We start from the raw sequence: 14,631 nt of genomic DNA, 5'->3' as shown, positions 1-14,631 counted from the left end.
GCTACTGTACTAGTAAATTGCAACCTCTGATATCCGCATTATCAAATCGGCCCATAATTTCAAACTTTCCTTGTCCATGCAGTTTGCCTAAATCTTGCGTAGCAATAAATGAACAGGAGTTGATGTTGGCTAGGTCAATCACGTTAATACCGCCGGTAGTATACTTTTCATCTAAAATGCTTAACGGATCAGAAGTATCTCTCAATAGAATTTTCATCCAAGGTGGGCATTCAAATATACCTTCACCTTTCGAATAACCTTGGGAAAGCAGTTCAGTCATGCCATACTCGCTGTGGATATGTGTTACACCAAAAGCTGCCGAAAGTAGCTGATGAAGTTCAGCCCTTACCATTTCTTTCCTTTTGCCTTTCATCCCGCCCGTTTCCATTACAATAAGTTCTGGGAAATTAAGGTGGTATTGCTCAATAAAATCCAAAAGGGCGTAAGTTACGCCAATCAATATGGTTTTTTGTTTAGCTTGTTGAAGCTGTAAAAGTGTATGGTAAAGTTCCTGATGGTTGTGAAGAAAATAACCGCTAAGTGGGTGTTTACTTTGTTTCAGCAGATCATCTACCATGTAAATTAGCGACGAGCCATCACGTTCTAAGTATGATGGTAACAACGCAAGTAGGCAACAATCTTCCGCGGGTCCGTAAAACAGTTCAAAAGCCTTATTATAGCTCTCTTCATAAATCGATAAATTCTGAACTAAATGCTTGCTGGTGATTTGGCCGGTAGTTCCTGAACTACTGAAGGTAATTTGAATAGGTTTATCGCCACTAATTACCGAGTGAGATTTGAAAAAGCTGATAGGTAGAAAAGGAATTTGGCGATAATGTGTTATAGCGTTGAGGTCAACTTTAAGGTGGGAGATATATTCCCCATATACTTTACAATTTTCAGCTTGATGCCTAAAAGTAGTTAAAGCAATTTCATTAAACTGCTCCTCGTTTTCAATATAAAAAAAATGCCCTGTGTTGTTGTTCACAGGGCAAAAATACGAAGTTTTTAATGATTAATTCTTTGCTTTTGCGTGAAGTATCGCTTTTCTGAAATGATAGCCGCAAAGTCCACTGATGCCAGCGGCCAAACCGCCAATTAATGCGGTAACGGCAAGTATTGCTGGCCAAACTTTTATGCCGAACATTATAGCCACTCTGCCAGCTAGCAAGTGGTTGTTAGGGAAACTTTTGTACAAAGCCATACCCGCCCATAATACAATGATAGCTAAAAACGGCTGCCAAAAAGAGATTTTACTAGTTTTCCCAATGATGCCACAGGTAGCAAACGATAAAACGATAATTGCCCACCACGGTAAAAAGGTTTGTGCTAAAAAAGCGAGTAATAATATAACGATGAAGACCATTTCTATTTTTTTGAAATTTTGTAACGTGAAATAATTTTTCCTCCCTGATCAGTTGGGGATTGCATAAAGAATAAATCGTATAGTTTGCCTTCTGCCCACGAGTCAATCATATTGTCGTAAAAGGGGCTTCCCGGGTTGCCCGACTGTCCGCCCGGATAAACGCCGTGTCCTTTCGGTGTTTTACCTAATTCAACCACCATCCTCCAAGATGGACCATTGCTTTCGCTTAAGGCATTAACTGTACTTTTAGCACCACCAATCAATAATTTTTTAGAGCCAAATCCTGGGATTTTAGCCAAGTGAGGTACATTTGAATTTTTAAAATTACCCCATTCCCATTCTTCACCAATGGGGCCATATTTACGCTCTAAACTATCGCAAGCATATTTGAAAGACGAATTTACTAAATCCGCTAGGCTCTCCTTTTTCGAAGTTTTCACATTGTCGAACCATTTGGAATTAGGGTCTTTCTGAATCAACTCTATCGTTCTATCTCTGGATGGATAACGCATAGGCACGTCTTTATCATTAAAATCGTCGTCCCAAATTTCAAAAGATAGTCGTTTGGTCCACAAATCAAATACACTTGCCGCAATTGATTTAGCTTCGAAATACTTATTCCATTTAGCCGTGATATTAAATGCCTCTTTTTGCGTAGCATTAAGTTCGTTGCTTTTAACCAAAGGCATAATGTAAGGCAATAAGTTTTCGGCCATAATGCCATAAGAATCCATTTGTAAATTTCGCATGCTATCTGCCGTAGCATTTTTCATTGCAGTTAACCTGTCGTTAATGCGTTTGCCTCGCTCATAAGGAGCAAATTCCCAGTTAATGTAATAAGGATAACTGGGGTCGGTTGACGACTGGTTTGCCGAACTCACAAAGTTACGCGGCGGGTTTTTCACCGTTGGATTTTGAGCTGCAGGAATCCAGCCTTGCCAATCGTTACTAGGATCAGTTCCATCTAAGATAAATTTACCTTGATTTTTCCATTTCAAAGGAAATTTTCCGTTTGGTGTGATAGCAATATCGTTATCTGCGCTAGCAAAAATAAAGTTTTGTGCTGGGGCAGTAAAATAAGGCAGGGCAGTACGATAATCGTTGTAGTTTTTCCCTCGGTTCAGTAAATAAAAAGCTTTCAACTCGTTTGAGCTATCATGCGCAATCCAACGCAATGCATGACCGACGGGAACGTTTTTGGCTTTACTATAATTTGCCTTTTGCAGATAAACAATTGGGCCGTGATGCGTATAATAAACCGTATCGATAACATCTGCAGCGCCTTTGATTTTAATTTTTTCGTATCGAGGTTTAGTAGCTCGCCACTGGTTGTTATACCAATAGTTTTTGTGGCTGTTATCCTTAAATTTAATTTGATAGAAATCTAATACATCTGCCGCAACATTGGTAACTCCCCAAGCAATATTTTGGTTAAAGCCAATGATAATTCCAGGCGCACCAGGCAAAGAAACACCATAAGCGTTAACGCCAGGTGCATGCAATTGAATTTGATACCAGATGGAAGGTAAACTCAAGTCAAGGTGTGGGTCGTTCGCCAAAATTGGATATCCTGATACTGTTTTTGCGCCAGAAACCGCCCAGTTGTTACTGCCAATACCTTCCACTTTTTGCTTGGTCGCAATTCCCGTACTCATCATTTCGGTAAAAGATTTTGGCGTTGCAGGTACATCCAATGGCTTGAAATCCCATTTGGTTCCAACTGGAATAATCGGGTCTTCTTTAAAAGGATAGTCAGGAAATAGATCTTTAGTAATATCGGGTCCGTATTTTTTTAGAATATTAGTCATGTAAAATTCGTCGGAACCCATGGCCAACACTGCTGACATTTGTTTAAGCAATAGTGCGCACTTAATAGGCGACCATTGTTCCGGTTTGAAATCTAGCAACTTATATTCTACAGGTAAATTTCTTTTGTTTAAGGATTTAATGTAATCGTTAATACCCTGTGTATATGCCAAAAGCATTTCTCTCGATTCTCGGTCGGCCATCATTCCTTTTAAAGAATTCTCTGCACCGTAAACCATGCCCATACGTCTTTGGTATTTATCTACTTCTATGGCTTTTTCACCCACCACCTCAGAAATTCGGCCGGCAGCAAAACGAGTTTGGAAATCCATTTGCCAAAGGCGATGCATGGCCGTAACATAACCCTGCGCATAATACAAATCGTGGTCATTTTGAGCAAATACATGCGGGATCATCCTGTCATCAAATACAATCTCGATATCGCTCTGTGCATTCTTTAAAACGATTTTTTTCTTTTTAGCCGGGCTCATTTGTTCGGCATTTTGCCAAAATCCAGTAAAAGGATTTAAGAATTTTGCTATGGGAGGAAGGTCGCCAAATTTTGTATTTAAAATGTATCCTAATAAGATAGGAATAACAATACATAGTAGTGCTTTAACTCTGTTCATTTGGTATAAGCTTTGGTTTTTCTTTTTGAAACGAGACGAAAAGATAGCATGCAATTTAATTATAAATAACCATTAAGCTAAAACAAATTTAGCTTTTTTAGAAAATACTATGCTTGCATAAAATTTAATTTGTAAATTTTAAAAAATGTGTTAAGTTTATGTTAAAATAAACAATATAAACTGCAGAAGTATGAACAAAACTATTACTAAAGTATTTCTTATGCTTTGTGTTTTGCTGTGGACTGGGTTCTCGGCTATTGCGCAAAGCATTGTGGTTAGCGGTACCGTTACCGATAAACTAACCAAGGAGCCGATTCCTGGAGTGAGCGTTACAGTGAAGGGAAAAACGATAGGTTCTTCTACCGACCAAAACGGAAAATTTTCTTTCAGTACTACTGAAAAACCCCCATTTACACTTACAGTTACCTTTGTAGGATACAATACAGTGGAAAGAGAAGTGACTACTACTGCAAGTAACTTAAGATTTGAGCTGGAGTCAGGTGCAATTTTGGGACAAGAGGTGGTAGTTTCTGCTTCAAGAACCCCTGAACGTATTTTGGAATCTCCGGTAACCATTGAGCGCTTAGGACAAGCTCAAATTAAGGAAGCTGCAGCGCCATCTTTCTATGATGCCATCCAAAACATCAAAGGTGTAGAAATGAGTACGCAAAGTTTAACCTTCAGGTCTTATAACACCAGAGGTTTTAACGCTAATGGTAACACTCGTTTCAACCAACTAATTGACGGAATGGATAACCAAGCACCAGGGCTAAATTTTTCTGTAGGTAACATTGTAGGTATTACTGAGTTGGACGTTGATAACGTAGAGTTGCTGCCAGGCGCATCTTCGGCATTGTACGGTGCAGGTGGTATCAGCGGCACGTTGTTGATGACTTCAAAAGATCCGTTCAAATATCAGGGTGTTAGCTTTCAATTAAAAACGGGGATCAACCACGTAAACGATAATAATACTTCTGCACAAGAGTTCAGACAGTTTGATATGCGTATGGCTAAGTCTTGGAACAATAAGTTTGGGGCTAAATTCGCCTTCTCATTTTTGCAGGCTAAAGACTGGTTTGGTACCAACCAATCAAATTTTGACAGAGCGGCTAATATGCCAAAGTCTGGCACTCGTCAATCCGATCCAAACTATGACGGTGTGAATGTGTATGGTGATGAAGTGAGCCAAAATATGAGGGCGGTGAATAATAACGTGGAGGCTGCTACAAGGCAAGCTTTATTGACTGCATCTGGTGGAGCGTTCAATGCACAAGCGGTACTTAATAATCTTCCGGTAGGAACTCCTTATCCAAACTACGTTGCATTTATCAACGCAAACGTACCTGCTGCTTTAAGGCCTACAGTAATTAACCAATATCTTCCCTTTTATTATGCGCAAAGAAATACAGGTTTTTTACCTAATCAGAGCGTATCAAGAACTGGTTACAATGAAATCGACTTAGTAGATTATGATACTAAATCTTTGAAAATGTCGGGTGGTTTGTATTATAATTTAACTAATACGGTACAATTATCTGCTCAAGCAAATTGGGGTACCGGTACTTCAGTTTATACTGGATCAGATCGTTATTCTCTACGTAACTTCAATATTGGATTATACAAATTAGAATTAAAAGGGCAAGATTTTTATTTAAGAGGTTACACTACTCAGGAGCGTTCGGGTGATTCTTATATTTCTTCAATTTTGGGAAGTTATATCAATGAGAAAACTAAAGCATCTACTGCTTGGTTTCCACAGTATATTGGAACTTATATTGGCGCTAGGTTAAACCCTGCAGTTACTGATGAGCAGGCACATGCTGCAGCTCGTCAAGCGGCAGATGCTAATAGAATACAAGCTGGCAGTCCTCAGTTTAATACTTTTGCAGATCAAATCAAAAATACTTACATCAGCCAAACTAATTTAACTACCGGAGTTTATGGCGCTAAGTTTAATGATAAATCAAACTTATACCATTATGAAGGTATGTACAACTTCTCTAGATTATTCGATAATGTAGTGGAATTTCAAGTTGGAGCATCGGCTCGCCGATATGACTTAAACTCTGGCGGTACTATTTTCGATGATTTGAATCAAAGCATCGATATCGACGAATATGCAGCATTCGGTCAATTAGGTAAAAAGTTTGGAGATGTATTTAAATTAACTGTTGCCGGCCGTTTCGATAAAAGTCAAAACTTTGATGGCCGCTTTACACCACGTGTAACAGGTGTATGGACCGTAGCTAAAAATTCAAACATTCGTGCTTCATTCCAAACAGGTTTCCGTAATCCAACTACTCAAAACCAGTACATTGATTTAGCTGTAGGTGGTGGAAGTCAACGTTTAATTGGAGGTATACCATCTTTCTTAAATAAGTATAGCTTAATTAGCAATAAACCTTTTACTGAGGCTAGCTACAGACAGTTTGTTGCAGGTTCTGGTTCGTTAGTTCAGTACACTTTTGATCCTCGCGGTGTGCGTCCAGAAAGTGTTACTGCTTACGAATTAGGTTATAAAGGATTATTAGGTTCAAATTGGTTGGTAGATGTTTACGGTTTCTATAACACCTATAAAGATTTCATCACAGCCGTTAACGTATATCAGTTAAATGGTACAAGTTTCACTAAATTCGGTGTTCCTGTTAATGCAACTGGAAAAGTGAAAACTTACGGAGGTGCATTTGGTTTAGATTATGTACGTGGCAAATATACTTTCTCGGGTAATGTATCTTATAATAAATTAAACGATTTGCCTGCAGATTATAACAACGATTTCAACACACCAGAAGTTCGTTACAACTTAGGAATCAGCAACCGTGAAATTTTCAAAAATGTTGGTTTCAACGTGAACTATCGTTGGCAAGATAAATTTACTTGGTTCTCTTCTTTTGCCGGTGGCGAGGTTCCAGCTTTCGGAACAGTTGATGCACAAGTTAATTTAAAAGTTCCTTCTGTAAACTCATTAATTAAAATTGGTGGATCAAACATCTTGAACAAATACTACATCACTTCTTATGGTAACCCAGAAGTAGGTGCAATGTATTATGTGTCATTAGCATTCAATCCATAATGAAATCTTTTCGCTCTTCAAAAGATTGGAAAGGTTAATAACGACAAAGCCCCGAGAATTTCTCGGGGCTTTGTCGTTATTTGGTAATTTACACTATCAGAGGAAAAATTAAGACAGATTTTTATCCATCGAAATGACAGCATCGCTTACTTATACATTTCTGCTCTTAATTTCGCCACGTCATCACTATTAATGTACTCATCATAAGTCATCAATTTATCAATGATACCTTTTGGAGTTAGTTCGATAATTCTAGTAGCCACCGATTCTGTAAGCGCATGATCTCGAGACGTGAACAAAATTGTGCCTTTGAAATCTTTCATTCCGTTGTTCAATGCCGTAATAGATTCCAAATCCAAGTGGTTGGTAGGCTCATCAAAAGTTAGGAAGTTGGCTTGCTGTAACATCATTCTAGAAAACATACAACGCATTTTTTCACCTCCTGAAAGAACCTTTACATTTTTCAATACCTCTTCACCAGAGAATAGCATTCTGCCCAAGAAGCTACGTACAAACTGTTCGTCAGCTTCTGTGCCCGAGTATTCACGCAACCAATCGATTAAATTCTCATCCTTGCCAGCAAAATACTCAGAGTTATCGTTAGGGATATCAGCTGTGCTAATGGTTACTCCAAACTTAAACTCACCAGAAAAATCTTTATCGTTACCGTTAAGTATTTCATAAAAAGCGGTGGTGGCTAAGCTATTTTGCGACAAAACTGCAATTTTATCGCCTTTGTTTACCATAAAATTGATGTCTTTAAAAAACACCTCCCCATTTACAGTTTTGCTTAATTTCTCTACTTGTAAAATCTGATCTCCAGCTTCACGAGCGCCATTGTTGAACATAATAGCTGGATACTTTCTGCTAGAAGCTTTGATTTCTGAGATGTCAATTTTATCCAACGCTTTCTTACGTGATGTAGCTTGTTTTGATTTGGAAGCATTGGCGCTAAATCTGCGGATAAATTCCTGTAGTTCTTTTACTTTGTCCTCCAGCTTTTTGTTCTGATCAGCACGTTGTTTCAACGCTAACTGCGAACTTTCGTACCAGAAAGTGTAGTTACCGGTGTAAATGCTCATCTTGCTGAAATCAATATCCACAATGTGCGTACAAACGGCATCCAAAAAGTGCCTATCGTGACTCACAACTAGTACAATATTTTGGTAATCGGCCAGGAAGTTTTCTAACCAAGCGATAGTTTCAATGTCCAAATCGTTGGTAGGCTCATCCAGTAGTAAAATATCAGGGTTGCCAAATAAAGCTTGTGCCAATAACACACGTACTTTTTGGTTACCATCCAGTTCTTTCACTAGTTTGTAATGAAATTCCTCTTTAATGCCCAAGTTACTCAACATCGTAGCGGCGTTGCTTTCCATGTTCCATCCATCCATTTCCGCAAATAGATTTTCTAGCTCGCCTGCACGCTCACCGTCTTTTTCAGAGAAATCTTCCTTCATGTAAATGGCATCTTTCTCTTTCATGATGTCGTACAGTTGCTTGTGGCCCATCATCACGGTTTCAATTACCGAAAACTCATCAAACTCATAGTGGTTCTGCTTAAGCACCGCCATACGTTCGCCTGGCGTAAATGCTACTGAGCCGCTTGTTTGTTGTACATCGCCACTTAAAATTTTTAAGAATGTAGATTTACCGGCACCATTAGCGCCAATTACACCATAGCAGTTGCCGTGGGTAAATTTTAGGTTAACATCCTCAAAAAGTGTACGTTTTCCGTAACGTAGCGATAGGTTTGAAACTGAAATCATATTGCTGAAAAATAAGCCGCAAAGGTAGTTAAAAAAGGTGGAAGCTGAAAGGTTAGAGGAAGCTATGTTATTGTAACCTTCATACCATCTATTAAAAATTAATGTTCAGTTTGACTTAGAAGCATGCCGTTCTCATCAAATAATTGGCATTTTTCTTTTACATTAATGTTTCTTGAAGACGTTATAGCTAAGACATTATTGTTTTTTAATAGGATGTATCGAATATAGGTTTGGTCGTAGAAATCTATATAAGTAGAAATTGCATTGTCGAAATCTAGCTTTTCTAACAATTGTGCTGGTACTGCTTTAGTCGTGTAATTTTTGTGATCCGTAAATGATTTGTCGTTTGTAAATTCAATATGTAGTATGTTTTTTTTGTTTTTGTCCAATTGTTGTCGCAAAAAGTAACTTTTGCTCACAGCCAGTTTTAAACTATCCATTTTAAGAATAAAGTTGTTTAAAGGCGTTATTTTCTCTCCTATTGGCATAGTTAAATCATACACGATTTGTCTAGAGGTATTTCTCTCTGTCAATTTCGCTTTCCAGCATTTGCCACCATAATTATAAGAATAAATGTCGCCAACGGTTGAAGAGAGGATATCGAATTTTTCTAAGAGCTTTTGCTCTCCATAAAGCATATCTGTTAGTAGTTTGTTCGGATTTTCTATTCTTGATTTTATCTCCTTTGGGAGAAATGGAATAAGCTTTTTTATTTTATGATTGAGTTCATTGACTTTTAAAGTGTCTTTTACAAAGTGTTTGTAATTTGAAATGGTATTGTAGAAATGCAGTTTGTTAAAAGAATCAACTGCTGGATTTTTAATGATATCCTCTACTATTTGTTCAAATTCTTTTTGCTTTCCTTTATCCAGATTAGCATAGGCCTGTGCAATTTTAGATCCGTCGGAAAAATAATGTGTTTTGCTGGTATCAGCAACTCTCAAATTTGAGCCTATGAGTAATTTGTTGATGTCTACATTTAATCTAGCAAGATCCTCAACGAAAGTTTTTTTACTTTCCGAGGCTATGTTGCTATTTGCAACTCTCGACACGTGGTCGTTGAGTATATTGAGTGTTGCTTTAATATATAAACTCCAGTTTGACGTTTCCGCGGAAAGAAAGGCTATATTTTTCAGCTGATACAACGGCCTGTCGTCATAACTACAAGTGCCAATCATTTGTTGTTGCCTAAGTAAGTTGAGGCTTATTTGTTTAGGAAATATCACCAAAGCTAGTTTTTCTAAACCTTCGTTCGATACTGAGTGGCTATCTGCATATAGTAATGCACTGTCGAGTATTTTTCTAAATTTAGCATCATTTCGGTATAAACTATCAGCAAATTTTTTATGTTGACTATCCCATTTTTTCATTTTTTGGAGTGATAGTTTGTCATCAGATCCGTAAACATACTTTGGTTTGTTGGTATGGGTGTTAAAGTAGTTATTTAGGGTGTCGAATACGTCTGTTTTAAATTTCAGTCTTTCAATTTGACTTGTCGATTTTGATAGGAAGATTGGCTTTTCAGGCTCAATTAATATGTCGTTGTAATTTACCCAATCTGCATATTGATGTGGTATTTCCTCGACTTTAAATTTTGCATTTAAATAAAATCCACTGATGGTAGTTTTTCCCTTATAACTGTAACTAACGTAAAAATATTTCAAATCATTTTTAGCTAAAGAGTCGGTATAATTCAGCGATATGCTATGATCTCCGCCATTTCCTATGCCGAAGCTACTGAGGTCAATTTTACGTGTTTTAGTGTAGTCCAAATAGGTGTTTTTAATAACTAGCAAATCCTTGTCTATCAAAAGGTTTGGAAATGAGTCCACCAATGCTTTGAAATCTCTGGTTTTTTTAAGAACGACAAGGAATGCTTTTGGATTTTGAGTGGTTATTTCAAAATAGCTTCCGGTAGTTTGAGGAAATGATTTTATGATTTTAGGTTTGCTTTTCTTGTATTTATCTTCCAGCAAAGCAATTTCCGCGTTTAACAAATTTAATTTTTTATCGCTTAAGGAGAGGTCTTGCGCCAGACTTTTGAAAGTGATAATTAGAAGTAGAGCAGTTGATACGATTTTGAACATTAATTAACCTTTTGGTTTAAACAATTATTTTTCTGAACGATGTCTGCTCGCAATGAAATCCATAACAAATTTTATTTTTATAATCTTGATAAACTATCAAATGCTAATTTATGAAAAGTCTAACTATTAAGACCTGAATCATTATTTTAAATCACTTTGCGTCAATAATCTCATCCTGTAGCACATCATCGCCGTTTTCCCCAATTTTTTTATCAACTGATAATTGGCTATGGCGCCAACTGCTGCCCCAACTACAGGCAATAGCTGCGCTAATTTAGCTAAGTCAATGTAGTCCCGGTATTGTTGCTGAAAGGTTTGCCAATCGAAGCCATCGCCATTTTCAGGCAGTAAAAAAAGCTTTTCATCCCAATTCTCTAACTGCTTCAGTACTTCTTGCGATCCTTTTTTGCTTGAAAAAGCAAGTTGGAAAATATAAAGGATGTACAGTCTTTCTCGGAAGTCGCTGGTGTTGAAGCCATATAAGGCCGCAATTTCATATAGCAACTTTATTTTAATGGCAATCAAAAGTGGGAAATCTGCCAAGCTCATTAAAAATCCTCCGGCGCCAGTTATACCACCTTCAGCTGCCCCAGTTTTACAATAACTTTCTATTTTCGATTTTACCAAAGCTTCTCGGTGTATGAAACTCATTTCGTTCGGCGCCACGTTGGAACTTGTAACTTCTGAGCCAAATAGTACCGCTTTTACCATTTGCCTTATTGCTAAAGTGATGGCATCATGCACCTTTTGTGGGATGTAACCGTTGATTTTTCCTTGAATCTTATAAGTGATGTTGTCAGTGAACGATGGTTTTTTCATCACTTCCATTTTCCAAAATTGAAGCGCTATTGCTGCCTGTTCTTGGTATTTATCCATAGCTATTAGTTAACAACAGCTTAGAGCCGGAAAAGTTAGGCGATGTTACAGAGATGATAAATAAGTGGTTGCTTAAACGAATAATGCTGTGTTCGGATCAAACTATGTGAGGTTAGGTCTGTTTGATTCAGGAATGTAAATGTCATTAAATTAACGTTTACGGAACGGAGTAAAATAAAAAAGTCCCGCATTTGCGAGACTTTTAAAGTTGATAGCAGAACTTATTTCTTTTCTTTGTTGTAAGCTTCATTTAGGCCTTTAATCACCTCGGTAGTTACATCAAGGCTTTCATCAGCAAAAAGAATATCGCCCATACCTTTTTGGTATTTTAACACCATTTTGTAGCCTTTTTCTTTAGCATAAGTTTTCAAGTAATCGGCAACTTTATTATAAAGTGCTTCTTGCTCTTTGGCTTGCTCGTTTTGAAAAGCTGCACCAGCATTTTGCTGATAAGCTTGTAATTCTTGTTGTTTACGAGATAATCTCTCTTCGGTAGCTGCTCTCTGCTCAGCAGTCATGCCATTAGCTTGAGATTGATATTGTTGCATGTCACGTTGGAACGCTTGGCCTTTAGCTTTAAGATCAGCATCAGCTGCTTTTCCTTTCGCTTCCATTTTGGTTTTTAGCACTTTAAAGTACTCGTATTGGTTTAAAAGCGAGTCCGAATCAACGAAAACGATTTTGTCCTTATTTGCATCAACAGATACTGTAGGCTTTGTCGATGTACCTTCTGTTTTTGTCTCTTTGTTTCCGCAAGCGCTCATCACAGAAACGATGGCAATTGCAGTAGCTATACCGCTAATTTTTACTGTATTTAATTTCATTCTGTCGTTGTAAATTTTAGCAAATATAAAAATCAAATCCGACTATCCTAAAACTGTGATTTTTTTATGCTAGATAAAGCAATTTTAACAGTCGAATAGTTATCCACAATACCCTGAAATCCATAAATTTTGCGTATTTTTGATTCTTAAATTTTCAAATAAAATATGAGCGAAGAAAAAAATCCAAACTCAAATTATTCGGCCGATAATATACAGGTTTTAGAAGGTTTAGAGGCGGTTCGTAAGCGCCCTTCAATGTATATTGGTGATACCGGCGTTAAAGGTTTGCACCATTTAGTTTATGAAGTTGTAGATAACTCTATTGATGAGGCTTTGGCCGGTCATGCAGATACAATCTATGTTAATATTTTAGAAGGCAACTCTATCAGGGTTGAGGATAACGGTCGTGGTATTCCAACTGGTATCAATAAAAAAGAGAATAAATCGGCGTTAGAAATTGTAATGACCGTGTTGCACGCTGGTGGTAAATTTGATAAAGATACCTACAAGGTTTCTGGAGGTTTACACGGTGTGGGTGTAAGTTGCGTTAACGCTTTATCTACCCACTTAAAAGCAGAGGTGCATCGCGAAGGCAAAATCTGGATGCAGGAGTATGAAATTGGTGTTCCACAATACGATGTTAAAGAAGTTGGTACAACCGATAAAAGGGGTACAATTGTAACTTTTAGTCCGGATCCAACTATTTTTACGCAGACTACCGAATATAAATATGATACGCTAGCTGCTCGTTTACGTGAGTTGGCATTCTTAAACAAAGGAATTAAGTTAACTTTAACAGACGAGCGTGAGGTTTTGGAAGATGGTACTTTCTTTTCGGAAGTTTTCCATTCTGACGGAGGTTTGAAAGAATTTGTTGCCTTTTTAGACGGAACTAGAGCATCTTTTTTACCTGAACCAATTTATGTAGAAGGTATCAAAAATGGTATCCCCGTAGAATTGGCTTTTCAGTATAATGATAGTTATTCTGAAAATGTACATTCTTACGTAAACAATATCAATACTCACGAAGGTGGTACCCATATCGCTGGTTTCCGCCGTGGTTTAACACGTACTTTAAAAGCATATGCTGATAAATCTGGTTTGTTGAAAAACCTTAAAATGGAAATTACTGGTGATGACTTTAGAGAAGGTTTGACCGCAGTGGTTTCTGTTAAGGTTGCTGAGCCTCAATTTGAGGGACAGACTAAAACCAAGCTCGGTAACAGTGAGGTGATGGGTGCTGTTGACGTTGCAGTAGGTGAAGCTTTAGGTAATTATCTTGAAGAAAATCCGAAAGAAGCTAAAATGATCATCAACAAGGTGATTTTAGCGGCAACAGCTAGGGCGGCAGCTCGTAAAGCTCGTGAAATGGTTCAGCGTAAGAGCGTAATGGGTGGTTCTGGTTTACCAGGTAAATTAGCCGATTGTTCTGATAGTGATCCAGAAAAATGCGAAATCTTCTTAGTAGAGGGCGACTCGGCAGGTGGTACTGCTAAACAAGGTCGTGATCGTAACTATCAAGCTATTCTTCCTTTAAAAGGTAAAATCTTGAACGTGGAGAAAGCCATGGAACATAAAATTTACGAGAACGATGAGATCAAGAATATGTTCACTGCTTTAGGCGTTAGTATCGGTACTGAAGATGATGACAAGGCGTTGAACTTGACCAAGCTTCGTTATCATAAAATCGTAATCATGACGGATGCTGATATTGACGGTTCGCACATTACAACTTTGATTTTGACGTTCTTCTTCCGTTACATGAAACCACTGATTGAGGCCGGTTATGTTTATATCGCTGCTCCACCGCTTTATCAGGTTAAGAAAGGTAAAGATTTTGAATACGCTTGGAATGATGCGCAACGCGATGCTGCTATCCAACGTTTAAAAGGTGCAGGTAAAGAAGATAGCGTACATGTACAACGTTACAAAGGTTTGGGAGAGATGAATGCTGAACAGTTGTGGGAAACTACACTAGATCCGGCTCGTCGTACCTTGATGCAAGCAACAATTGAAAATGCTGCAGAATGTGATCATACTTTCTCTATGCTAATGGGTGATGAAGTAGCACCTCGTAGAGAGTTTATTGAGCGTAATGCTAAATATGCAAAGATAGACGCGTAGTCGTAAGCTAATCATAAAATTAAACCCTCCCTGCGTTGTGCAGTGGAGGGTTTTTTATTTTTATATATATAAATTTC

The 14,631-nt window shown here is 37.8% G+C and carries 9 protein-coding genes; 2 read left to right on the top strand and 7 right to left on the bottom strand.

What is annotated here, in order from left to right; all coding sequences use genetic code 11:
- Window position 1 precedes the first annotated feature (1 nt).
- The 3 genes from ACY2A0_RS03140 to ACY2A0_RS03130 are packed head-to-tail and all read right to left on the bottom strand — an operon-like array spanning window position 2 to window position 3,801.
- Window positions 2–988 carry a LuxE/PaaK family acyltransferase gene (locus ACY2A0_RS03140; RefSeq protein WP_461788155.1) on the bottom strand — a complete coding sequence of 329 codons (987 nt, stop codon included), beginning with the start codon at window positions 986–988 and terminating at the stop codon, window positions 2–4.
- Between the two features lie 27 nt (window positions 989–1,015).
- Window positions 1,016–1,366: a hypothetical protein gene (locus tag ACY2A0_RS03135; protein WP_461788154.1), complete on the bottom strand. Its 351-nt coding sequence runs from the start codon at window positions 1,364–1,366 to the stop codon at window positions 1,016–1,018.
- A 2-nt stretch (window positions 1,367–1,368) separates the two neighbouring features.
- Window positions 1,369–3,801, bottom strand: a complete 2,433-nt coding sequence (locus ACY2A0_RS03130) for a penicillin acylase family protein (protein WP_461788153.1) — start codon at window positions 3,799–3,801, stop codon at window positions 1,369–1,371.
- Between the two features lie 190 nt (window positions 3,802–3,991).
- Between ACY2A0_RS03130 and ACY2A0_RS03125 the strand changes: the two genes are divergently transcribed.
- Window positions 3,992–6,874 carry a TonB-dependent receptor gene (locus tag ACY2A0_RS03125; RefSeq protein ID WP_461788152.1) on the top strand — a complete coding sequence of 961 codons (2,883 nt, stop codon included), beginning with the start codon at window positions 3,992–3,994 and terminating at the stop codon, window positions 6,872–6,874.
- Window positions 6,875–7,020: 146 nt separating this feature from the next.
- On the opposite strand, the gene ACY2A0_RS03120 is transcribed toward ACY2A0_RS03125, so the two are convergent.
- From ACY2A0_RS03120 to ACY2A0_RS03105, 4 genes are all read right to left on the bottom strand, one after another.
- Window positions 7,021–8,643: an ABC-F family ATP-binding cassette domain-containing protein gene (locus ACY2A0_RS03120; RefSeq protein WP_461788151.1), complete on the bottom strand. Its 1,623-nt coding sequence runs from the start codon at window positions 8,641–8,643 to the stop codon at window positions 7,021–7,023.
- 98 nt (window positions 8,644–8,741) lie between these two features.
- On the bottom strand, window positions 8,742–10,730 hold the full coding sequence (locus ACY2A0_RS03115; RefSeq protein WP_461788150.1) for a hypothetical protein: 1,989 nt from the start codon (window positions 10,728–10,730) through the stop codon (window positions 8,742–8,744).
- 141 nt (window positions 10,731–10,871) lie between these two features.
- Window positions 10,872–11,606 carry an EcsC family protein gene (locus ACY2A0_RS03110; protein WP_461788149.1) on the bottom strand — a complete coding sequence of 245 codons (735 nt, stop codon included), beginning with the start codon at window positions 11,604–11,606 and terminating at the stop codon, window positions 10,872–10,874.
- Between the two features lie 221 nt (window positions 11,607–11,827).
- Window positions 11,828–12,430: an OmpH/Skp family outer membrane protein gene (locus tag ACY2A0_RS03105; RefSeq protein ID WP_461788148.1), complete on the bottom strand. Its 603-nt coding sequence runs from the start codon at window positions 12,428–12,430 to the stop codon at window positions 11,828–11,830.
- Between the two features lie 165 nt (window positions 12,431–12,595).
- Here ACY2A0_RS03105 and gyrB point away from each other — a divergent pair, with 165 nt between their 5' ends.
- Entirely contained in the window at window positions 12,596–14,554 is a 1,959-nt protein-coding gene (gene gyrB, locus ACY2A0_RS03100; protein WP_461788147.1) for a DNA topoisomerase (ATP-hydrolyzing) subunit B, read from the top strand.
- Window positions 14,555–14,631 lie beyond the last annotated feature (77 nt).

Origin of the sequence: Pedobacter sp. (assembly GCF_965249885.1) — a bacterium.
Taxonomy (GTDB): domain Bacteria; phylum Bacteroidota; class Bacteroidia; order Sphingobacteriales; family Sphingobacteriaceae; genus Pedobacter.
Note: the sequence above shows the minus strand (reverse complement) of the source record. Positions and strands in the feature narration are given on the sequence as shown.

Bases quoted from the DNA above. Each gene is read 5' to 3' on its own strand.
- gyrB (WP_461788147.1), top strand. From the start codon at position 12,596: ATGAGCGAAGAAAAAAATCCAAACTCAAATTATTCGGCCGATAATATA.
- ACY2A0_RS03130 (WP_461788153.1), bottom strand. From the start codon at position 3,801: ATGAACAGAGTTAAAGCACTACTATGTATTGTTATTCCTATCTTATTA.
- ACY2A0_RS03125 (WP_461788152.1), top strand. From the start codon at position 3,992: ATGAACAAAACTATTACTAAAGTATTTCTTATGCTTTGTGTTTTGCTG.
- ACY2A0_RS03110 (WP_461788149.1), bottom strand. From the start codon at position 11,606: ATGGATAAATACCAAGAACAGGCAGCAATAGCGCTTCAATTTTGGAAA.
- ACY2A0_RS03105 (WP_461788148.1), bottom strand. From the start codon at position 12,430: ATGAAATTAAATACAGTAAAAATTAGCGGTATAGCTACTGCAATTGCC.
- ACY2A0_RS03120 (WP_461788151.1), bottom strand. From the start codon at position 8,643: ATGATTTCAGTTTCAAACCTATCGCTACGTTACGGAAAACGTACACTT.
- ACY2A0_RS03135 (WP_461788154.1), bottom strand. From the start codon at position 1,366: ATGGTCTTCATCGTTATATTATTACTCGCTTTTTTAGCACAAACCTTT.
- ACY2A0_RS03115 (WP_461788150.1), bottom strand. From the start codon at position 10,730: ATGTTCAAAATCGTATCAACTGCTCTACTTCTAATTATCACTTTCAAA.